The organism is Nocardia sp. NPDC051321, from assembly GCF_044455225.1.
Taxonomy (GTDB): domain Bacteria; phylum Actinomycetota; class Actinomycetes; order Mycobacteriales; family Mycobacteriaceae; genus Nocardia.
Genome location: NZ_JBITEM010000002.1, coordinates 300,578 through 321,457 on the forward strand (window position 1 = coordinate 300,578; position 20,880 = coordinate 321,457).

General features: G+C 66.2%; 17 protein-coding genes. 9 read left to right on the plus strand and 8 right to left on the minus strand.

The window, feature by feature from the left end; all coding sequences use genetic code 11:
- Nucleotides 1–24: 24 nt before the first annotated feature.
- Together ACIA8C_RS05465 and ACIA8C_RS05470 are read right to left on the minus strand one after the other, a co-directional pair.
- Entirely contained in the window at nucleotides 25–2,367 is a 2,343-nt protein-coding gene (locus ACIA8C_RS05465) for a TIM-barrel domain-containing protein (RefSeq protein ID WP_397131165.1), read from the minus strand.
- Between the two features lie 123 nt (nucleotides 2,368–2,490).
- Nucleotides 2,491–3,627, minus strand: a complete 1,137-nt coding sequence (locus ACIA8C_RS05470) for a lactonase family protein (RefSeq protein WP_397131167.1) — start codon at nucleotides 3,625–3,627, stop codon at nucleotides 2,491–2,493.
- Nucleotides 3,628–4,031: 404 nt separating this feature from the next.
- Between ACIA8C_RS05470 and ACIA8C_RS05475 the strand changes: the two genes are divergently transcribed.
- The 4 genes from ACIA8C_RS05475 (at nucleotide 4,032) to ACIA8C_RS05490 (ending at nucleotide 10,249) form a co-directional block, all read left to right on the plus strand.
- Nucleotides 4,032–4,205, plus strand: a complete 174-nt coding sequence (locus ACIA8C_RS05475; RefSeq protein WP_396993171.1) for a hypothetical protein — start codon at nucleotides 4,032–4,034, stop codon at nucleotides 4,203–4,205.
- Between the two features lie 207 nt (nucleotides 4,206–4,412).
- A complete protein-coding gene (locus ACIA8C_RS05480; protein WP_397131169.1) occupies nucleotides 4,413–6,263 on the plus strand; it encodes a cutinase family protein in 1,851 nt (616 codons plus the stop codon).
- A 53-nt stretch (nucleotides 6,264–6,316) separates the two neighbouring features.
- Complete coding sequence (locus ACIA8C_RS05485; RefSeq protein ID WP_397131171.1) at nucleotides 6,317–7,246, plus strand: carbon-nitrogen hydrolase family protein; 930 nt, start codon at nucleotides 6,317–6,319, stop codon at nucleotides 7,244–7,246.
- Between the two features lie 249 nt (nucleotides 7,247–7,495).
- On the plus strand, nucleotides 7,496–10,249 hold the full coding sequence (locus ACIA8C_RS05490; protein WP_397131173.1) for a PQQ-binding-like beta-propeller repeat protein: 2,754 nt from the start codon (nucleotides 7,496–7,498) through the stop codon (nucleotides 10,247–10,249).
- Between the two features lie 7 nt (nucleotides 10,250–10,256).
- On the opposite strand, the gene ACIA8C_RS05495 is transcribed toward ACIA8C_RS05490, so the two are convergent.
- Together ACIA8C_RS05495 and ACIA8C_RS05500 are read right to left on the minus strand one after the other, a co-directional pair.
- Nucleotides 10,257–10,958 (minus strand): NUDIX hydrolase, encoded by a 702-nt coding sequence (locus tag ACIA8C_RS05495; RefSeq protein ID WP_397131175.1) that lies wholly within the window; start codon nucleotides 10,956–10,958, stop codon nucleotides 10,257–10,259.
- A gap of 29 nt (nucleotides 10,959–10,987) precedes the next feature.
- Complete coding sequence (locus ACIA8C_RS05500; RefSeq protein ID WP_397131177.1) at nucleotides 10,988–11,848, minus strand: DUF1206 domain-containing protein; 861 nt, start codon at nucleotides 11,846–11,848, stop codon at nucleotides 10,988–10,990.
- Between the two features lie 394 nt (nucleotides 11,849–12,242).
- Here ACIA8C_RS05500 and ACIA8C_RS05505 point away from each other — a divergent pair, with 394 nt between their 5' ends.
- Nucleotides 12,243–13,679, plus strand: a complete 1,437-nt coding sequence (locus ACIA8C_RS05505) for a hypothetical protein (protein WP_397131179.1) — start codon at nucleotides 12,243–12,245, stop codon at nucleotides 13,677–13,679.
- On the opposite strand, the gene ACIA8C_RS05510 is transcribed toward ACIA8C_RS05505, so the two are convergent.
- The 4 genes from ACIA8C_RS05510 to ACIA8C_RS05525 form a co-directional block, all read right to left on the minus strand.
- Nucleotides 13,663–13,800: a hypothetical protein gene (locus ACIA8C_RS05510; protein WP_397131181.1), complete on the minus strand. Its 138-nt coding sequence runs from the start codon at nucleotides 13,798–13,800 to the stop codon at nucleotides 13,663–13,665. The two genes, ACIA8C_RS05505 and ACIA8C_RS05510, sit on opposite strands and share 17 nt — an antisense overlap.
- The gene (locus tag ACIA8C_RS05515) at nucleotides 13,797–15,170 is read right to left on the minus strand and encodes an OFA family MFS transporter (protein ID WP_397131183.1); all 1,374 of its coding nucleotides are present in this window, start codon (nucleotides 15,168–15,170) and stop codon (nucleotides 13,797–13,799) included. The genes ACIA8C_RS05510 and ACIA8C_RS05515 overlap by 4 nt, the downstream gene beginning before the upstream one ends.
- 175 nt (nucleotides 15,171–15,345) lie before the next feature.
- Nucleotides 15,346–16,317: a sphingomyelin phosphodiesterase gene (gene sph / locus ACIA8C_RS05520; RefSeq protein WP_397131185.1), complete on the minus strand. Its 972-nt coding sequence runs from the start codon at nucleotides 16,315–16,317 to the stop codon at nucleotides 15,346–15,348.
- A 227-nt stretch (nucleotides 16,318–16,544) separates the two neighbouring features.
- Complete coding sequence (locus ACIA8C_RS05525) at nucleotides 16,545–17,603, minus strand: metallophosphoesterase (RefSeq protein WP_397131187.1); 1,059 nt, start codon at nucleotides 17,601–17,603, stop codon at nucleotides 16,545–16,547.
- A gap of 207 nt (nucleotides 17,604–17,810) precedes the next feature.
- Here ACIA8C_RS05525 and ACIA8C_RS05530 point away from each other — a divergent pair, with 207 nt between their 5' ends.
- The 4 genes from ACIA8C_RS05530 (at nucleotide 17,811) to ACIA8C_RS05545 (ending at nucleotide 20,878) form a co-directional block, all read left to right on the plus strand.
- Complete coding sequence (locus ACIA8C_RS05530; RefSeq protein WP_397131189.1) at nucleotides 17,811–18,269, plus strand: SRPBCC family protein; 459 nt, start codon at nucleotides 17,811–17,813, stop codon at nucleotides 18,267–18,269.
- 101 nt (nucleotides 18,270–18,370) lie between these two features.
- The gene (locus ACIA8C_RS05535) at nucleotides 18,371–18,925 is read left to right on the plus strand and encodes a cysteine hydrolase family protein (protein ID WP_397131191.1); all 555 of its coding nucleotides are present in this window, start codon (nucleotides 18,371–18,373) and stop codon (nucleotides 18,923–18,925) included.
- Nucleotides 18,926–19,164: 239 nt separating this feature from the next.
- Nucleotides 19,165–20,337 (plus strand): methyltransferase, encoded by a 1,173-nt coding sequence (locus tag ACIA8C_RS05540; RefSeq protein WP_397131193.1) that lies wholly within the window; start codon nucleotides 19,165–19,167, stop codon nucleotides 20,335–20,337.
- 88 nt (nucleotides 20,338–20,425) lie between these two features.
- Complete coding sequence (locus ACIA8C_RS05545) at nucleotides 20,426–20,878, plus strand: hypothetical protein (RefSeq protein ID WP_397131195.1); 453 nt, start codon at nucleotides 20,426–20,428, stop codon at nucleotides 20,876–20,878.
- Nucleotides 20,879–20,880: the final 2 nt, after the last annotated feature.

A 20,880-nucleotide genomic window follows, 5' to 3' on the forward strand; every position in this document is an offset into this window, starting at 1 on the left:
CTCCCAACCCGCACCCTCCGATAATCAGCGCAGCGTCACCGCCTGACTGTTCGCCGCGGCGATCGGATCGGTTTTGACGTGCACGACGCCGCCGCGATCCGCCGGATCGAACCACCAGCCGTTGGGCGCGCGATCGAAGTCGGCCCGGCTGGACCGTTGCGTCAGCGTACCTGCCGCGGTCTGCACGGTCTTCGGGGCCGAAGCGGTGTGCACCGTGAGTTGGTAGCGACGATCGGCGGGCTTACCCGGATACGAGCCCGTGCTGGCGCCGATGGTCACCTCGACCGAACCGGACTGCGGTGCGCGCACGGCGAAGTTCTGCGAAGCTTGTTCGCCGCGCTGATAGCCGCGGGTCACCCCGTCGTCCTCGACCAGCGTGAAGTTGCCCGCGGCCTGTGGGTAGACATCGAGATCAAGCACGCTCTTGTCGCGGGTCTGCCACGACTGGGTGCCCTCCGCCCACATCGGCACCACCGCGCCCGCGCGCACGAACAGCGGCAGCGTGTCCAGCGGAGCGCGATAATCGTTCACCGTGGTTGGTCCGGTCCAGGAGCGGCCGCTCCAGTAGTCGATCCAGGTGCCCTCGGGCAGGTAGATGCCGTCGCGCTTTTCCGCGTCGTTGTACACGGGAGCGACGAGAAAGTCCTTGCCGGAAAGGAATTCGTAGCGAGCCTGGTCGCCCCACGTCGCGGGATCGTTCGGGTACTCCAGCGCGAGCGGCCGAACCTGGCCGACGCCGGTGCGATTCGCCTCGACCGAGTACGAATAGGTGTAGGGCAGCAGTCTTTCCTTGAGCTGCAAGTACTTTCGGTTGATCGAGGTATAGGGCTCGCCGTAGCGCCACGGCTGCTTGTCGTTGGGTGCCCAGCCGTCCATCGACATGATGGTGGGCAGGAACGCCTTCCACTGCAGGTCGCGCGTGTACGTCCGGGGGCTGCCGCCGAAGATTCCGTCCACGTCGCCGCTGTTGTAGGCGATGCCCGACATCGTCGAACCCGCGTAGGTGGGGATCTGCCAGTGGATGTAATCGTAGGAGCCGGACTGGTCGCCACTCCACAGCACCGCACAACGTTGCGCGCCTGCCCAACTCACCGGAGTCCAGACGAATCCGCGAGCGTCGCTGTTGTCTTCGATGCCGCGGTGCGCGCTGTCGCAGCCGTCCAGCGCGAACTGATAGCCGCGGCCGACCCAGGCCACGTCCAGCTTGCGCACTCGCACACCGGCTTTGACCTCCTCGGCCTGATGCGGCAGCCCGTTCTCGGTCCACAACCCGAGCTGCATGTTGTCCTTGCGCAGGCCCTCGCCGACCTGCGGCAGATTCTCGTACCCGCAGCCGTAGCCGTCGTTGACCAGCATCCAGCCGTTCGGCATCTGATTGCGCACATACCCGTCGGCAATGCCGACCGCGTCGAGAGTGTGCCGCTCACCGCGGTTGGCGTTGTGCAGATAGCAATCGGAGTCGCCCATCTCCAGCCCGTAGATCGGCGGCAGGAACGGCCTGCCGACCAGCCCGGTATAGGCGGAGATCACCGCCTTGGGGCCATTGCCTACGACGTAGACCGCATCGAAGCGGCGTTCCTCGTGGGTGGTGCGGGCCGGATCGGTGAAGGCGTAATTGCCCGGCGCGAAGGTGTTGCGCAGCACGCCATAGCCGTTGCTGGACAGGTAGAAAGGTTGCGAGTTCGGTGCGCCGCCGTCGTTCCAGTTGTCGTCGGCGAAGATCTTGATGGTCTGGTCGCGGTGGCTGAACCGCCCGTTCTGCTCCCCGCCGCCGAAGAACTGCTCGTTCTTGCCCCGGCCGAGGCTCTGCGTTGTCGCGGTCTTGGTCCAGGACAACGGGGCGGTCTCGGCCCAGATCTGCCGCGCGTTGGCACTGTCGTAGAGAGCGAAACGCAGGGGCGATTTGTAGGCGCGCAGGGTGACACCGGAGGTGGCGATCGCCCAGTAGTCGCCCTTGTCGGTCCGTCGCGCGGCGGCGGGCGGGAACTTGGTCGGCAGCATGATCTTGTCCCGGGCCGGGTCGGTGAACTTGCCGTCGGGAGCCAGTTGCACGCGCACCACGCCGGAGTTGGGGAAGCTCACCCGGACCGCGGCCGCGCCGGAACGCAGGGTGGTTGTCAGGCCGTCGTCGGCGATGCTGTTGAGGTTGCCGAGCCGTCCGGCGTCCGCGTCGGCCAAGGCGGTAGGCGTAGCGACCAGGCTGCCTGCCACGATCAGCAAACCCAGCGTGATATGCGTGATCCTGCGCATGTCGATCACTGCGCCGTACTCGGACCTGGCGCCGTGCCGGTGTCGAGATGGCGGGCTGTGGACAGCGATCGCTGCGGTGGCGGCGGCGCGGGCCGCACTGCGATGGGTGCGATTCATGACCAAGTAGAACCACACCCGGCCGTCCATCTCGACTGGGCACACAACTGGGGACCGAGCGGCCCGTATCGTCCGGCGATTCGGAATGTGTTGTGCGAGGGCGGAACTGGGCTGGATACCGCGCTACTCGAACAGTACGCAGGTAACCGTCGGTACGTTCAGCGGAGCCGACGGCGCGGCAGGCAGACCGGTGGTGGGATCGAGGTCGAGCACGGTCACCGCGTTCGACTTCTGATTGGCGGCGTAGAGGTGCCGACCATCCGGACTCGATGTCAGATCGCGGGGGAACTTTCCGCCACACGGCGTGCTGCCCACCGGCATCAGCAACCCGCCGACAATCGCGAAGGTCGCGACGTTGTCGTGGCCACGGTTGGCGAGGTACAGGAAACGGCCGTCCTTGGCGACCACCGGCGCGGACGGATAGTTCCGATCGCCGCCGCCGTTCAGATCCGCGGGCAGCGACTGCCCGGTGCGCAGTTCGCCGCGATCGGCCTGCCAATCCAGCACGGTCACCGTGGAATTCAACTCGTTGGCCAGAAACGCGGTGCGGCCGTCGGGGTGGAAGGTCAGGTGCCGTGGCCCGCTGCCCGGCGCCATCGCGACCCGCGCGTGCTGGTTCAGCGTGCCCCCGGCCAGCTGGTAGACGTAGATCGAGTCGACGCCCAAATCCACCACCAGCACCCATCGTCCGGACGGATCGATCGACACCTGGTGTGCGTGCGGTGCGGACTGCCGCTCGGGATCCGGTCCGCTGCCGGTGTGCTGGACGACATCGACCACCGCGCCGAGTCGTCCGTCGCCGGCCACGTCGAGCACGCTGACGCTGCCCGACTCGTAGTTCGCGGTCAGAACGTACCGGCCATCCGGGGTGACACATAGGTGAGTGGGCGCATTGCCCTGCACCGCAACCGTATTCAATACCGTCGGTCGCGGTGACCGCAGATCGATCGCGGTGGCCGTGCCCGCGCCCGATCCTTCGTTCACCGCGTACAGGTAGCGCCGGTCCGGCGACAACGCCAAGAAGGACGGATCGGCCACGTCGACAGTGCTTTCCACGATCAGCCGACCGGTGCCGGGATCGACGGTGGCGACGCTGATGCCGGAACCGCCTGCGCCACCGGAGGTATACGAACCGAGGAAGGCGCGAGTCCCGCTCGCCGCGCCCGCTATCGCGGGCCGCACCGCTCCGGTCGTAACCGCGATACCCGCGCCACCCAGTATCCCGAGGAATCCTCGCCGTCCGAGCTCACCATTGCGCACCGATTTCTCCTTACGTCCGCAGCGGATCTCTCCGCGTTCGGGTCAATATGTCGCACGACATCCGGGTCCGCAACTGGCGCAACAAATATTGCGTAGTTCGCAATCTGGGTTGCCTGGCGTTGCAAGGGATGGACCGTCTGTGGCCGCCGACGCGAAAATCCTTGCCGGAGATCCCCAGTGCGGAGTGGGGAGATCAGAAAAGCCGCCGGTCTGCCAGTCGCATTCGCTTCGAATGCCCTACTACGGACCAACTTCCCCAGTTGAGTGTCTGGACGCGGCGGGGATCCCAGGGGAATCTTGTGGCTGCCAACATCCCATAGTCACGGCACCTGAGCTCAGGTGCTGCTCGGTGTAATACCGTTACAAGACAGGCGGTTTGAGACATGTCGACTCTCCTCAGCGTTATGGACACCGTTCATTACATTGCCGCGAGCACCGGGTCCAGTGATTCCGGGTCCAGCGATGCCGGCGATTCGCTCAGCGGTGGCGGATCATCGACCGGATCCCTCAGCACCGGGCTGGATGTGGCCAAATTGGCCCTCAAACTTCTCAGCCTGCTGGTCGGCAATGTGTCCTGACCGGTAATTCGCGTTATTCAGCGCGGCGCCAACGGACGCCGCGCTGAATACGCGCGTGATGCTCAGGAAACCCCGCGCGATATCGCATCGTCGGCTTTCCTCGTTGTTCTCCGGTCGAATCGGCCGACTCTGCCGTTCGGCGATGAGCGGTCGACCGAGCTCGGTAGTGAGGTTCAGATGTCAGTCCCGCATTCGTCCAATCGCTACATGGTGGCGACAATAGTGGCCATCGGGGTGGCCGTCGCTTCCGCCACTGTCGCCGCCCCGGCCATCGCGCACGCGGCACCGGCTGACTGCGCGGAGACCTTCAACCTATTCATTCCCGGCACCTGGGAGACCAACGAGAACGCCGACCCCGCGCAGCCGATCGGCATGCTCCGCCCGATCGCCGAGGCCATCCAGCGCCAGCAGGGTCCCAAATCCGACATCTACTTCACGCCCTACATGGCCCGCGCCTTCGACAACGGCCACACCTACGCGGACAGCAAGAACACCGCGCTGGTGAATGCCCGCAAAGCGTTGCGCGACTACGACAACCGTTGCCCCACCGCGAAATTCACCATCACCGGCTACAGCCAGGGCGCGGACGCGGCCGGCGACGTCGCCGCCGAGATCGGCAACGACCGCGGCCCCGTGCCGCCGGACCGGGTCCTGGCCGTCGGCCTCATCGCCGACCCGGCGGCGGGCACCAAGGGCGAAACCGCCATCGGCCCGCACACGGCAGGCTCGGGAATCGCCGATCCCCGCCCGCAAGGCATGGGCAAGCTCACCGGCCGGGTCAGCTCGATCTGCGACCCCGGCGACCTGTATTGCTCGATCAAGAAGGGCGACAACCCGTTACTCGGGAAACTCGGCTCGCTGCTGAGCAAGGTCCTCGGCAATTCCAGCATGGCCAAGACCTTGACCTCGAACGTCAGCAAAGCCGACCTCCCCGGTTTGGCCAACGCCGTCGATGAGCTGTCCACCAGCCGGTCCGCGCCGGGCGGCATCAACCTGACCCGCGTTCGCGACACCGCCGCAAAGCTGGAGGTCACCCTCAAAACGCTGGCGGGCCTGCAAGATTCCAGCGCCGCCGATCGATTGGCCGCCGCCCCGGCCGGATCGGCCGAGCACAACGCGGGCCAGGTGCTGATCAAGGTCGGGGAGTCGGACCTGACCGGCGCCGCGACGGCGGTGAGCACGATTGCCGACACCGCGACCAGCCTGCTGAGCAGGGGTATTCGCACACTCCAAGCGAATTCGCCCGACGCAGCCACCTTGACGATCAAGATCGACGCACTGGTCGGTCAGGTCGAGCCGCTGGCCGACCTGCCCTCGGCCGTGCTCGGCTCGGCCGCGAAGATCCTGGCAATGTTGAAACCCACTGTGCTGGTTGACCAGACGCTCGATGTCGTCGGCAATGTGACCGCGCTGGACTTCCGCGCGATACTGGACAACCTCGCACTGCTGCCGCAGAAGGTCGCGGCGATGGATGCCCAGGGCGCCCATCAGATCGCCGGTGCGCTGAACAACCAGTTCAAACCGCTGGTCGACCTGGTCGCGAGTGCCGACCTGAAGTCGGTCGCACAGGTGCTGTCGACGGTCCCGAACTCGCAGGGCTACGTGCAGATCGCGACGTCGATGACCGCGATCCTGTCCAACGTCGACGTCATCCGGATGGCGACCCTCGTCGGCCAGATCCAGGAAATCGCCTGGTCGGTGCTGGAGAAATTGGCACCGCCGCCCGGGCGGGCGCCCGACCCGGCCGGTGCGGCGGCCGTGCTTTCCGGTCTGCTGCCGGTCGGCTTGGAGTTGGCTACGGTCGCGACCGGCCTGCTCACCAGCAACAACACCCAGCACGTCGACCTCGAGGACTTGAGTGGCGCACTCGCCAAGACCGCGCCGTCGAGCAGGGGCGTCAACCTGCTCGGCCTGATCCGCGACGGGCTCAGTGCCGCAAGCTTTTTCGCCTCGAACGCGCACATCAACTACGGCGCCCTGGTGGTCGATGATTCGGGACGCAACGCCATCCAGTGGCTCGGCGACTGGATGAACGGGCAGATCGGCGAGGGCAATTGAATGAGCGGCCGCCTGAACGGTCGTGCATCAGGCACTGTGGTTAGTGTCGGAACATGAGAATTGCTGCGGCGCAGGCGCGGCCTGCTTGGCTCGACCCCACGGCCGGGACGAAGATCGTTGTCGACTACTTGACGCAGGCCGCGGCGGCGGGGGTGGAACTTGTCGCCTTCCCGGAGACATTCCTCTCCGGCTACCCGATCTGGCTAGCAAGGACCGGCGGTGCCCGGTTCGACAATCCGGCCCAAAAGGCCGCTTACGCTTACTATTTGGATGCGGCGGTGACCCTCGACGGCACACATCTCGCGACGGTGCGCGAGGCGGTCGCCGACCTGGGCGTGTTCTGTTACCTCGGCATCACCGAGCGGGTGCGCGGCACGGTGTACTGCACCCTGGTCGCCATCGACCCGACCCGTGGCGTGGTCAGCGCGCACCGCAAGCTGATGCCGACGCACGAGGAACGGATGGTCTGGGGGATCGGCGACGGGCATGGGCTGCGCGCGCACGACGTGGGTGAGTTCCGCGTCGGGGGATTGTCCTGCTGGGAGAACTGGATGCCGCAGGCTCGGCACGCGCTGTATGCCGACGGTGCGACCCTGCACGTGTCCACCTGGCCGGGCTCGGTCCGAAACACCAAAGACATCACCCGTTTCGTCGCCATGGAAGGTCGGGTCTACTCGCTCGCCGTCGGCGCCGTGCTCGACTATGCCGACGTGCCAACCGATTTCCCATTCCGCGACGAACTTCTCGCGCTCGACAAGTCAGCGGGATACGACGGTGGGTCCGCCATCGCAGGCCCGAATGGCAGCTGGCTGATCGAACCGGTGGTCGGCGAAGAGCGCCTCGTCATCGCCGATATAGATCCGGCCGAAGTGGCAAGGGAGCGGCAGAATTTCGATCCGACCGGTCATTACGCCCGCCCCGATGTGTTCACGGTGACCGTGGATCGCCGGCGCCGGAATGCCGCGACCTTCGTGGAGGACTAGGGGCGTGTCTCCCGATAGCTCGAGCCATACGGATCAAGGCGTCACTCGCCGACGCGGCCAATCAAACGGTCGGCTCCACCACGTTCTCCGGGGATGCCACGATCTTCGTGTGTGGCAGCACCAATTGTTAGCCTGAACATCGGTGATACAGCGCGCGAACTGTAGCGAGAGGCCGCGTCACGGCCGGTTTGTTCCAATAGAATTATTTCCGTGTGGAAATGTCTGATAGGTCTTTTCATTATCCTGACTGTGGTTACCGCACCAGGTCCGGCGTACGCGGCGGACGCCTCGGTCGAGGCGCGGGGCACGGTATTCATCGACTTGAACGGCAACGGAATTCGCGACAGTGGCGAGCAAGGACTGGCCGGCGTATCGGTCACCGATGGAGCGGTCTGGGCGAAGACCGATAGAGATGGCGGTTACCGCCTGCGGATCGATCCGGGTCGTCGGGAGACCGACCTGATCAACATCGTCTCGCCGGACGGATACACCCCGGTACTGCGCGAGGATTCGGTCCCGCGCTACTTTCGCGCGCTCGACGAGGGCAAGCCCCGACAGGACAACATCGACTTCGCCCTTGTTCCCGACAAGCGCGCGGCGGATCCGCGCGAGCCGTGGTTGATGTTGTCCGACAGCGAAACCGACAATCGCAGCGACGCTTCCGCGGCGAACACGCTGGCGCAGTGGACCGGCCAGGTCGAGGCAATGGCGCGGAACCGGGAAGCTACCGTCGCCATCGCGACCGGCGACATCACCGTCACCGATTACACCGCGCCCGAGCGTCGCCAGGGCAGTTACGACATCCTGCGCACCGGCCTGACTAAAGGCCGCTTCGGCCGTCCGTTCTATCCGGTGATGGGCAACCACGACGCGGGCGGGACCGGAAAGACCAATGGCTACGCCGCGAGCATGGAGATCTATCGGCGCAACATGGGACCGGAGTGGTACAGCTTCGACCGCAACGGCCGTCACCTGGTGGTGCTCGAGGACAACTACGACACCTCCGGTCTCGGCCCGCAACTGCAATGGCTACGTGAGGATCTGCGCCGCCATGCCACCGGTAAACAGGTGTTCGTCTTCGCCCACCGGTCGCTGTTCACCAAATGGGGTCCGGGACAAGCCATTCAACCGATCATCGACGAGCTCGCCCGCTACGACGTGCGGATGTTCGCCGCGGGGCACAATCAGCAGACCGAGTTCCGCCGTGGCGCGTTCCCGCGCTCGGTGGAGGTGAACAATATGGGCGCGACCTACGGCATCGACGGCGCTCGGCCCGGCTACAAGGTGCTGGACTTTGCCGGCATCACCAACGATCCGGCGACGCCGGTGAACGAGGACACCGGTTACGTTTCCGGCACGCACCGGCAGTTCTTCGTGCGCGATCGGACGGCACTGGTCAGCCCCGCACCGGACAGCGCGCATCGGGCAGGCGCAATCCCGGTCGACCTGTATGTCGAGGATGCCGGGCGGACTCCAGCTACTGCTCAGGTCCTGGTGCGTGATGAACGCGGCGGCGAGGTATGGCGTGCCGACCTGCGCTTCGGCAGCACGCAAGCACCCCCCGGCTGGGTGAACTGTTATACCCCGCCGGGCGGGCGGGCCGAGTCGTGTCCGGCCGTTCGCGCCAATTGGACGACCGCACATGGCAGCATTCCGTTTCTGCAGCCGGGGACCTACCGCGTCGAGGCGACCGCGACCGATACGGCGGGCGGGAAATGGCCTGCGCTGCAGGGCATGTTCCGCGTGCTGCCCGTCGGCCCGCCGCCCGCGGCCGGTGCCGACTGGCTGCGCCAGGGCGGTACCGAATCAGGGGGATCCACTGCGGCGTCCGACCCGGGCGCGGTGCTGGACCAGCGGTGGTCGGCCAATACCGGCGAGCAGTTCGGACTGAACGGTGCGGCCGTGGCCGGTGACCTCGTCATCGTGGCCTCCCAGGCCTTCGCCTCGCCCTACAACCAGGTGCTGGCCTATCACCGCGACACCGGCAAGGAACTATGGCGCACCTATCTCGATGGTGACGCCGAGTCATTCCCGACCGTGCAGGGCGGCCGGGTGTACCTCACCACCGGAGTCGGCCGGGTCTACGCGCTCAATACGCGCACGGGTGTCGTCGACTGGCAGACCATCGACGATGAGCACCGCACCGGAGAGACCGTGCGCCGCTACGGCCGAGCAGGCGGCCCGGTGAGCGTCTTCGACCTGCCCGAGCAGCATCGCGCGGTCGCGGTCTACCAGGCCTACGACCAGATCGTCTGCCGCGACGCAGGAACCGGGAACCGGCTCGACGGCGGTTTCGCCGCACCCGCAGGGTGGGGCGAGTTCCACAGCACCGCCGTGCGCGGAGCGGACGCGAAAACGGCTTACCTGCAGTCGGGTTCGAGTCAGTCACTCATCGCGATGGACCTGACCACCTGTGCCCGCCGATATTCCGTCGACACCGCTGGCGGACTGTTCAGCCACTCCTCGCCCGCGCTCACCGAGGGAAATCGCCAGCTGATCACCATGACCGGCGGCGGTGTCAGCGGCCATGATCCGCGCGACGGCCGCGCCCTGTGGCATGCCGACATCCCGGGCAGCGCTTGTGAACCGGGGCCGCCGCCGGTGACCAGTCCCGCCGTTCGCGGGCAGCTGGTCTACGTCGCGTCCATCGACGGCACCGTCCGCGCGTTCGACACTTCGGCGAGTAAACCGGCGGAACCCTTGTGGCAGACCGGAATCGGCTACCTGCCAGGCACCGGCCCGCTCGACGACCCCGCACGGGTGGCGGCGGGCTGCACGGCCGCGCCCAACGCACCCGCGATGCACGCCCTGACCACCGAGACGGTGGTGTACGTGGGCACCTGGGACGGGCGGCTGGTCGTGCTCGACCGGCGTACCGGAAAGCTGTTGAACCAGTACGACTTCGGTGGGTCTGTCGCCTCGGCGATGTCGGTGACGGGCGACTGGCTGTTCGTGCTGACCACGGACGGCACCGTGCACGCGCTGGCCCGCCGCGCTGCCTGAAACCGGGTCAGTGCTGGGTCCAGTCGGGTTGGCTGAAGTGGGCTACTCGGGCGTGCGTGTGCTCGTGCCCGAGTAGCACCACCGCACGGAACTGCCAGAGCATCGCGCCGGTCGGGGCGTGGATGGTCATGCCGTCGCCGAGGCGCATCTGTAGCAGGCCAACACTTTCCGGCACCGCCGCCGCCGTGTCGCGGATTTCGGGTTGCCGCACCGCCTCGTGCGGCGCGACCCAGTGCGGCACGTCCTCGGCGGCCAGCCGGGCGAGCCGCACCAGGTGTACCGAGTGCACCTCGTCGGGGCTCGGCTTCAGCTGGGCGGCGTCGGACAGCGCGGCGACGAACGGGGTGATCACGAAACCCGATGCCGCGGGGAAGTCGTCGAGCCTGCCGAGCAGGTCCGCGGGGGTGGCGGTCAAGCCGAGTTCCTCGTGCAGCTCGCGCACTACCGCCTGCGCCGCGGTCTCACCCTCGTCCAGCCTGCCGCCGGGCAAGCCCCACTGCCCGGCGTTGCGTCCACGGTAGGCCCGCCGGATGACGATCACCGACGGCGTGCCGTCGCTTTCTCCGACGACACACAGCAGCACCGCCGCCCGGCGAATACCCGGGTCGTCCGGAACTTCGGTGTGCGGGAATTCGCGCAACCGGGTGCGCGCGAGGTCGCGGAACGCGTCAACGGTCGCGGGGATCAGCGGTCCGGTGGTGGAGCTCATGCCCTCGATCTTGCCCCACCCGGCCGCCGCTACATCTTGGCCTGGCGTGCCATGACGAAGCTGTAGAGACCGTAGGTGATGATGCCGAGGCCGGCCACGATCAGCAGGATCACGCCATAAGGCTGTGCCCCAAGGGTTTTCAACGCACCGTCGAGACCGGCGGCCTTGTCCGGCTGTGCGTGACCGACGGCGAGGATCACCAGCACTCCGATGGCGGCAACGGCAAGTCCCTTTGCGATGTATCCGGCCATACCGAGCCGCCGCACCAAATCGCCGGTGCTGCCTTCGAGGTCCTTCAAGAACTTGCGGCTTATCCCCTTGTAGACGTGGTATCCGCCGACCCCGATGATGATCGACCCGGCCACGACGAGCGCTACCTTGCCCGCCGTATTCTGCATCAACCGCCCGGTCATTCCCGTGCTCTGCGCGCTGCTCGATTTCCCGCTACCGCGCGCGAATCCGAACGCGGACAGGGCGAACGAGAAATAGATTACCGCCAGCGCCACCGCCTTGACCCGGCGGAACGCCTCCGATTTCGTACTGCCGGCATCGGGTTTCGACGCACTGCCGAAGACCGCTTCCGCGAGCCGCCACAGTCCCATCAGCAGGAACGCGAAAACGCCGATCCACATGATGATCACGCCACCCGGCTTGCTCGCCAATTCGGCCATGGCACCGGAGTGATCGGCATTGCCCCCTGGCCCGCCGAGCGCGATCCGAATCGCGATGTACCCGATGATCAGATGCACGATCCCGGTCATGACGAACCCGGCCCGCGCGAACCGCTCGAACACGCTGTTCTGCGCCATCCGCCCGGCGGCGGACGACGAACTACCGGCCCCCGCCCGCTGACCGCGCGACCGGTCCGTCCCTGCCGACAACCCACTCATCAGACGCCCTCATCTCCGTCGAACCGAACGTCCCGCAGATACCCGGCGACGAGCGATCGAAACAGCCGACGAGCCGGACTCCCGTTGGACCACCGCCGCGCTGCGGGTGCTTATCCGGCCGGAAAACTTACGGCTTATTTATGTGGTGGTAATCACCGATGTCTCGATCGGCAGTTACGGTAGATTGGCTAACGAATACCTGTATTCGGTGGGAGCGCATGCTTTCCAATCCGGCCGGGAGACAACCTGTGTCGGATGCGTGACTATTCGGTGCGATAACCGGAATCCGCTATTTGGGCGTATTGCCCGACCTTGTCGATACCGACGAGCTGATCGGTCTCGGCCGCGGACGAAAGACGTAATCGATCGCGCGGCCTGATGTACAGGAGCGTTCATGGCAACCATTACTCGCGGCTTCCGTGCCGATCGGGACAACAGCACTCGGCACGGTAAGTCCGCGTCGGCGGCGCCGGTGTATGTCAACCTCACCGACAAGGCGTTCCTTCGGCTGCACCACGGTTACGGCATGCCCGTCGTCACGCAGACGCTGACGGTGCTCGGCCGCCGCCCCAGTGACGAGCAGCTGAATTCGATGTACGCGCGGCTGAAATCCGGGCCATTGACGCGGCGCGTGCACCGCTCCACGGTGCCGTTCGCCCGTGCGCGCTGGGTACCCGCCGACACCGCGCTGCCACTGTCGGTCGGCACCGATCCTATCGACGAGTCCGACGCCTTGACCTGGGCGAACGAGCAGGCACAGTATCGCCTCGATCCCGACGCGGGATACGGGTGGCGATTGTCGGCGGTGCCAACGCATTCCGGCGGCATGGTTGTCTGCCTGACCAAATCGCACGCCGTCGCCGACGGTCACGCGGGATTGCTGGCCGAGGCCGGTCTGGTCGACCCGGAGCTCGTGATGAACGGCGGTCTCGATACCGAGGTCGGCGTGTGGAACGAACTCGCCGACGGGGCGCGCCGCAGCGTTACCGTTGTGCGACAGGCACTTACAGAAATGCGACGAGCCTCGCGCGACCCTCGCCATCGAGCGGCCGTGCGCACGGCCCTGTTCTCTCGCGCGCCGGAGCCCGAACCCGACCCGAGCGGTTGGCATGAGCAGTCGGTGGTCGTCACCTTCGATGCGGCGCAATGGAAGTCGGCGGCCGAACGCGACGGCGGCACGACCAACACGCTCTATCTCGCGCTGACCGCCGACCTGCTGCGCCGCTGCCCCCTGATCGACAACATCCCGCCGGTGCTGACCCCGGCCGTGCGGATCCTGCGGGAACACGATCAGCAGGACGCGAATTCGTTCACCAGGGTGCCGGTCGTTGTGCAGCGAGAATGGCTGGACAACCACGACCTGGTCGCGCTGCGCGCGGTGAGCAAGGCGGCGTTCGAGGCGGTGTCCACGGTCGGTTCCGGCGTGCTCTCGCAGCCGCGCCAGATGCCGCCCGAGCTGCTCGACGTGCTGCCCGACGGGGTGGTGCATCGCCTGCTGGAGACGGTGCCGATCACCGTCGGAATGTGTTCCAACATGGGCGTGCTCGACTCCTTCATCGCGCCGCAACTCGCCAGCTGCGAGCCGACCCTGCACCTGAAACGTGCCGTGGTGCAAGGCATCGACGTCCCGCGCACCGCACGACAACCGGTCGCGCTGGCGACCTGGCTTTCGGAATCCGGCGGCAAGATCCACTGGGCGCTGGAAAGCCTCAAACCCGAGATGGCGCATACCGCGGCGGAATTGGCCGACCACGCGAAGCGAGTCGCCAGGTCGTGGGGGCTGCACCCGGTGCATGTCTACACCGGAGACACCACTACTGGAACAACTTGAGCAGGTTGACGATCAAGCGGTCCAGTCCGTAGGCGAAGGGCGCGGCGACCCACAGCCAGCTGAAGACCAGCAGCGGAATACGCCGCGGCGCGGCCGTTTCGGCGTCGTCGAGTTCGGTCATGCGAGGGTTCCCTCCGTGCGAACGGCCTCCGTGCGGACCTGCCGATGGTATTTCGCCGCCACCGGGCGAATCAGTTCGTTGGCGACGAAGCCGACGCAGAGCAGGGTGATCATGATGGCGAACGAGAGCCCGTACAGCTCAGGCCCGGACTTTCCATGTCGCGCACCGGAATCCGCGATGGCATTGACGATCAGCGGCCCCGCGACACCCGCCGCGGACCACGCCGTGAGCAGCCTGCCGTGGATCGCCCCCACCTGGTAGGTGCCGAACAAATCCTTGAGATACGCCGGAACCGTGGCGAATCCACCGCCGTAGAACGACAGGATCACCATCGCGCCGAGAATGAACAGCGGCTTGCTGGTCTGGCCGACCGACCACACCAACGCGTAGGCCATCGCGCCGACGCCGAGGTAGATCCGGTACATGTTCTTGCGGCCGATCACGTCGGACAGCGACGACCAGCCGATCCGCCCGGCCATGTTGGCCGCGGACAGCACCGCGACGAAGCCCGCCGCCGCGGCCGCCGTCACCGGGGTCGAGGTCTGCTTGAAGAAGTCGACCACCATCGGCGCCGCCTTCTCCAAGATGCCGATGCCCGCGGTCACGTTGAAGCACAACACAATCCACAGCAGCCAGAACTGCGGCGTCCGGATCGCGTCGTTGGCCGCGACATCGTGTTCGCTGACCAGCTTCGCGGTACTCGTCTTCGGCACCCAGCCCGCCGGTTGCCAGCCCGGCGGCGGCACCCGCACCAGCAGGACGCCGACCGACATGAACACCGCGTAGACCAAGCCCATGACCAGGAAGGTCTCGGCGATGCCGACATGGCCCTTGCCGAAGGTCGAGAGCAGCTGGGTCGTCCACGGCGACGCGATCAGCGCGCCGCCGCCGAAGCCCATGATCGCGAAACCCGTTGCCATGCCTGGCCGGTCGGGGAACCAGCGGATCAGGGTGGAGACGGGGGAGATGTAGCCGATGCCGAGCCCGATCCCGCCGACGAACCCGTACCCGAACACGATGAGCCAGTAGGCATTCGCGTACGCGCCGAGCGCCGAGATCAGCAGGCCGGACGAGAAGCACACCAGCGAAACGGTCATCGCCCAGCGCGGCCCACGCCGTTCGACGAGCGTGCCGCCGAAGGCCGCCGACAGCCCGAGCATGACGATGGCGATCTGGAAGGGCAGCGCACTGCCGGTCCCCGAGATGTCCATCGCCTTTTCGAGGGGCGGCTTGAACACGCTCCAGGCGTAGGCCTGTCCGATGGCGAGATGAATGGACAGCGCGGCGGGCGGAACCAGCCAGCGGCTCCACCCCGGCGGCGCGATGACACGGGAATATCCGGTCGTACCGGCGTTGGTAACTACGGCCATGCGGCGATCTCCACTCTCACTGTGTGGCGATCATAGGGCGCGCGACCCGGTTCTGTGGCAACAACTTTCAGGCGCCATCGCCGCGCCGGAATCGATGCTCGGAATCTTGTGACCTACCAGCGGAAACCGTGCCCGCCCCTGATGGCTGAGAGGCGGGCACGGTCCGCTCAGCGGATCAGACGCCCGCGGTCACCGGGTAGTGGTCGGACAGGTTGGTGTAGGTGTAATCCTTGCCCTGGCTGGTGACGGTCCAGGCGGGACATGACTCCTTGATGACGCGGTTCTGCCAGCTCGCGGGCTTGGCGTGGCCCTTGCGGTGCAGGACGTAGTCGAGATCCTCACGCGGGTCGCTTGGATAGCGGTAGTTCGCGATCGAATTCTCCTTGGTGTCGAAGGAGAACGGGTGGCCGGTGCGGGCGGTCGCGGGCTCGAGGCGGGCGTCGGCCAGCATCGAACCGTATTCGGCGCTGTGCGAGTCGACATTCAGATCGCCGGCCAGCAGCACCTGCTCGTTCGCGGGAATGTTCTTCGCGGTGAGAAACGCGTCGATCTCCTTGAACTGCAAGGACCTATCGCGCGCTGCCTCGCCGGCGCCGCAGCCGGGATCGGTCGACTGGCTGTGGGTGCCGACCACGTGCACCTTGCTGCCGTTGACCGACAGCACCACGTAGGCGATCCCCTTATTGGCCCACCAGTCGGCACCGCAGGCATCGGCGAAGATGAACTGCTCCTTGCGCACGATCGGCCACTTGCTGAGGATGGTGACGCCGCCGTCCTCCGGCGTCGCGGCGCTGTACTTGCCGCCGGTGGCGTCCCAGCCGTCCTTCGAACGGCCGACGACCGGAGTCTGATTCGGGTATTCGGCCTTGGCTTTCGCCTTCAGCGCGTCGGAGGCCTCGTTGTCGAACATCTCCTGCAGCACGACGACGTCGTTGCCCTTGAAGAAGTCGGACTTCGGGATCTCCGCGGCGCGGTGGTCCTGGCCCCAGTTGGGGTACAGGTTCTTGCTCATCAGGAAGGTGTTGTACGTCAGCACCTTGATTGCGGGGGTGGCGGCGGGTGCCGCTGAGACCTGCGGAGCACCCACCATGAGGGTGGTGGCGAGTGCGGCGATGATGCTGAGCCGGGTCGGCTTCGGTAGCGGCATGGCACTTCCTCGAATCTCGTAGATTCCGGATATGACAGGGGTGATAGGACCAGGCGTCGATGACACGCTGATGACGTTTTCATGATCATCCGTCCGCCATCGAGCATCCGATCGATGGCAGACTGGGCGAATCAACCTGGGCCGGAAAACTTCTCGGGGCTGGTCGGGGTAGCAGGCAGTGGCCCAACAAGTTTGACGGCACTTGTTGCGCGGGGGACTGGGGAATATCAGCGTTGACGGACGTGGGTATAAGCCGGGCGTGCCGTGCTGTTCGCGACATCGACGGTGTAGGCGTCGAGGGTGACCGTGCTGCGGCGGATCTTCGCGATCATGAAGCCGAGGCTCGAAAAGTCCTGCCAGAATGACTTGTTCGTGATTGCGGACGAGCCGTCGTTCTTCTTGGCGGAGGCGCCGCAGATGATCTGCTGGGTGCCCCGCGCCGCGTCGGCGGTGTCCAGGATCTGCAGGGTGTGGTCGTGGCCGGACAGGATGTAATCGGCTCTGCCACAGACGACTTCCTCGAACAGCTCCTGCAAATGACGACCGCTCATGTAGTCACCGGAACTGATCCCGTCGTAAGCGCCCGCGTTGCCGTGCTTTCCGTTGTTGCGATACGGATGATGGGTCAGCACGATCTTCCACGTCGCGCGCGACGCGGTCAGCGCGCGATCCAGCCACTGGCGCTGCTGGCGCATGTACGGTCCGTTCCACTGGTAGTTGGGATCGGTCTGCAGCACCGTCGAGGAGACGGGGACGGTGTCCAGCGCGAAGAACTCGGCCAGCGGTTCACCCGAGTTCGGCAGCGCCACCTGGTAATACCGGGACGGCATGTACCAGCGGGCGGAGCGCTGATGGTAGGCGACCTCGTGATCGCCCTTGCTCGGGTTTCCGCCGCTGCCGGGGAAGGTCCCGCTGCAATCGTGATTGCCGAGCACCATCAACCACGGCACGTCGATGCCCGCGTTGGGTTGCTCGAACTTGGTGGCGAACTCGTCGTCGTCATCGCTTTCCGCGCCGTCCTCATAGATGTTGTCGCCGAGGCCCACCGCCAGCGACACACCCTCGGCCTGGCAGATCCGCTTCGCCGCGGTGGCGACCGCGCGCTGTCCCGCCTCGCCGGTGCCCGCGTCGCCGGTGATCAGGACGTTGATGTCGGTGCCGGTAGGCATCGGAAACTTGCTGCCCGCGTTCGCGATACCGGGCAACGCCAAACCCCCGACCAGGACACTGGCGCCGACCAGCAGGCCGCGCCTGGAAAAACACAACTGGGTATAACGATCGTTCACTTACTGGCTCCCCTGTCCGATAGATTGAAGTGACAACGTTTAACTGGGCAGAACGAACTGCGCGCGGTAAACATCGGGCGAATCGCCCTCTTCCGGGCAAACGGGAGGTTGCGGACAGCCCGCGCGACGCTGGCCCGGCAATCGGGGCGCGGTGCTCGCGGCCCTACACCTGGCGCAACCCGGCCGCGAGGTGCTTCGATCAAGGGCATGACGGACAACACCGAGCCTTCGCGCACCGTGACCGCCAGCCGCGACATCGCGGCCGCGCCGGACCGAATCTTCGAGCTGATCGCCGACCCGGCCGAGCAGCCGCTCTGGGACGGCAACGAGAATCTGGCGAAAGCCGCGGCGGGGCAGCGGGTTCGCGCGGTGGGCGACGTATTCACCATGACGCTCACCACCGGCGCCGACCGGGACAACCGCGTAGTCGAGTTCGAGGAGGGCCGGCTCATCGCCTGGCAGCCGTCCGAGCCGGGCAAGCAGCCGCCGGGCCACCTGTGGCGCTGGGAAGTCGAGCCCATCGACGAGACGCACACCCGGGTGACGCACACGTACGACTGGTCGCGGTTGACCGACGAGAAGCGCCTCGTTCGCGCCCGCGCTACCACCCCCACCAAGCTGCGGGCATCCCTCGATCGGCTGGCCGAGATCGCCGAGCGGCAGTGAATTCGCCTGCGGGACAGCTCGGCTCGACCGAACTTGTCGGTGGCCCGGTCTACCGTGGCCGACATCGCCAGCGCCTGTTCGGCCAGTAGAGGAGACCCTTCATGACAGTGCTGTCAGATCGACCCAACACCGCCCTGCTGGTGATCGACGTACAGAACGGCGTCGTGGCCGAGGCGTACCAGCGGGACGCCGTCGTCGCCACCATCGGCCGACTCGTCGACAAGGCGCGTGAACAGGGTGTCCCTGTCGTCTGGGTGCAACACAACTCCGAGGAACTGGTGCGGGGGAGCGACAACTGGGCCTACGTCCCGGAACTGGTCCGCCTCGATTCGGAACCGCTGGTACACAAGATGTTCGGCGACTCCTTCGAGGACACCGACCTGGCAGAGGTGCTGGCGAAGGTCGGCGTCGGACGCTTGGTCGTGGCCGGCGCCGAAACCGATGCCTGCGTCAGGTCCACGATCCACGGCGCGTTCGCCCGCGGCTACGACGTCACCCTCGTCGGTGACGCACACACCACCTTCGACAAGAGCCAATGGGGCGCCCCACCACCGGAGCAGGTCATCGCACACACAAACCTCTACTGGCGTTTCCAGGACGCTCCGGGCCGTACCGCGGCGGTGCGGAACGCCGAGGACGTGGAGTTCAGCGGCTGAGCGAGCGCGGCCACCAGGAGTCAAGGCGTCGTTGTGCGGTGAGATAGCTGGCGGGACACCGTAATTCGTCACGGCATCGCATGCGATAACCCAGCGGGGCAGCCTGGGTTCCGGATATCCTCAGCCCGCGCGGGCTTGCTGGTAGGAATCTTCGGCCGTCCGGCCTGAGAGGACGTCAAGTCATCGCTCGATGATCAGCGCATAGTGACCCGAGGTCAGTACAGCTGAGGAGATGCACGATGGCACATTCCAAAAGCCCGATCGAGGACCGCGCGCCGCTGCCGGATCCGGCAGTTCTACTCGACCCGGGCCCGCACAGCGATCTCCGCCGAGAGCGGTTGCTGATGCGGGCTTTTCAGAGCCGGATCGGCGGTCCGCTGCTGCGGCGCTTCGCCGACCCGCAGCAGATCCTGGAGACCGGGATGGGGTTCTGGCCGTCCCGGGTCGTGCTCACCGCGGTCGAGTACGGCGTGTTCACCGAGCTGGCGGTGGGTGCGCTGTCGCAGCAGGAACTGATGAACCGGCTGAACTGGCATCCGCGTGCGGTGGGGCCTTTCCTCAGCGCGCTCGTCGACATCGGTTTGCTGCGGCGCGATCACGAGGGGCGCTACGCGAATTCGCGGCAGGCCGCGCTGTTCCTGGATCGCGCCGAGCCCAGCTATATCGGCGGGCTGATGGAGCTGTCGAGCACTCGACTCTACGACCTGTGGTCCGGGCTTGGCGATCTGCTCCGGACCGGCCAGCCCGGGGCCGAAGAGGAACAGGGGGAGAGCGAATTCTTTTCCACGCTCTACGGCGACCAGGTAGCGCTGCGGAAATTCCTGGCGGGCATGACCGGAATCTCGACCGGTGAGGCGATGCTGATCGCCGCGCGCTTTCCCTGGAAGCGGTTCCGGACCTTCTTGGATGTCGGTGCGGCGCAGGGGGCATTGCCCGTACGGGTCGCGCTCACCCACTCGCACATCCGCGGGGTCAGCTACGACCTGCCCGCGGTGCAGCCGATCTTCGAGGAATACGTCGCCTCGTTCGGTCTCGGCGAACGGATCCGGTTCACCTCCGGTGACATGTTCGGCGGTCCGCTGCCCGGTGCGGATGTGATCAGCTTCGGCCATGTGCTGCACGGCTACAGCGAAAAGGTGCGGCGCGAATTGATCGCCAAGGCATACGAGGCGGTCCCGCCCGGCGGCGCGCTGCTCGTCTACGACGCCATGACCGACCCCGCGCGCAAGAACAACCTCATCAGTTCGCTGTCCAGCCTGAACATCATGCTGGAGATGCGCGAAGGCTTCGAGGCCACCACTACCCAGTGCGCGGGCTGGCTGCGGGACGCGGGCTTCGTGCAGATCAAGCAGCGGCACCTGATCGGGCCGACGTCAATGGTGTTCGGGCGCAAGCCAGGTCGATTGGCGTAGCCCGGCCAAGTCGGTCGAACGACGGATACAGACCGGATGCTTCGACCCCTAACGTAGGCCATATCACATGGCACACCTTAGGAACCGCATGTCAGGACTCATCGCTCCCGCGAAGGTCGGCATCGTGCTCACCGCGGCGGCGCCGATCACCACCGTCGCCGCCGCGGTGCACATGGCTGCCACGAAGAATCCATCGTTCACCGACCGCAGACTCAAGTACTACAAGACGCCGGGTATCGGCGAGTTCTGGACCGTGCGCGCGCTGAATCCCGGCGAGGCCCGCAGGCTGGTGACCGACCACGAGCCCGCACTGGCGATGTTGATCGACGCGGGCGGCGGCCTGCATATCCAGACAGTGTTCTATCCCGCGGGCAAAGGCGCCCTTGTCTCGTTCCTGGCGATCAACTACGACGTGAACGGTTTCCTCCAGATCGCCAGCGCGTTCTGGTGGGCCGACGCGCTGGCGAAGCGAACCGCGGAGTTCCTCGCGGAGTCGGACGTGTCCAGCGAGTTGGAGACAAAGCGAATGCGCAGCAGATAGTC

Bases quoted from the DNA above. Each gene is read 5' to 3' on its own strand.
- sph (WP_397131185.1), bottom strand. From the start codon at position 16,317: ATGCCGCTACCGAAGCCGACCCGGCTCAGCATCATCGCCGCACTCGCC.
- ACIA8C_RS05495 (WP_397131175.1), bottom strand. From the start codon at position 10,958: ATGAGCTCCACCACCGGACCGCTGATCCCCGCGACCGTTGACGCGTTC.
- ACIA8C_RS05480 (WP_397131169.1), top strand. From the start codon at position 4,413: ATGGTGGCGACAATAGTGGCCATCGGGGTGGCCGTCGCTTCCGCCACT.
- ACIA8C_RS05515 (WP_397131183.1), bottom strand. From the start codon at position 15,170: ATGGCCGTAGTTACCAACGCCGGTACGACCGGATATTCCCGTGTCATC.
- ACIA8C_RS05500 (WP_397131177.1), bottom strand. From the start codon at position 11,848: ATGAGTGGGTTGTCGGCAGGGACGGACCGGTCGCGCGGTCAGCGGGCG.
- ACIA8C_RS05485 (WP_397131171.1), top strand. From the start codon at position 6,317: ATGAGAATTGCTGCGGCGCAGGCGCGGCCTGCTTGGCTCGACCCCACG.
- ACIA8C_RS05505 (WP_397131179.1), top strand. From the start codon at position 12,243: ATGGCAACCATTACTCGCGGCTTCCGTGCCGATCGGGACAACAGCACT.
- ACIA8C_RS05545 (WP_397131195.1), top strand. From the start codon at position 20,426: ATGTCAGGACTCATCGCTCCCGCGAAGGTCGGCATCGTGCTCACCGCG.
- ACIA8C_RS05535 (WP_397131191.1), top strand. From the start codon at position 18,371: ATGACAGTGCTGTCAGATCGACCCAACACCGCCCTGCTGGTGATCGAC.
- ACIA8C_RS05530 (WP_397131189.1), top strand. From the start codon at position 17,811: ATGACGGACAACACCGAGCCTTCGCGCACCGTGACCGCCAGCCGCGAC.
- ACIA8C_RS05475 (WP_396993171.1), top strand. From the start codon at position 4,032: ATGGACACCGTTCATTACATTGCCGCGAGCACCGGGTCCAGTGATTCC.
- ACIA8C_RS05540 (WP_397131193.1), top strand. From the start codon at position 19,165: ATGGCACATTCCAAAAGCCCGATCGAGGACCGCGCGCCGCTGCCGGAT.
- ACIA8C_RS05465 (WP_397131165.1), bottom strand. From the start codon at position 2,367: ATGAATCGCACCCATCGCAGTGCGGCCCGCGCCGCCGCCACCGCAGCG.
- ACIA8C_RS05510 (WP_397131181.1), bottom strand. From the start codon at position 13,800: ATGACCGAACTCGACGACGCCGAAACGGCCGCGCCGCGGCGTATTCCG.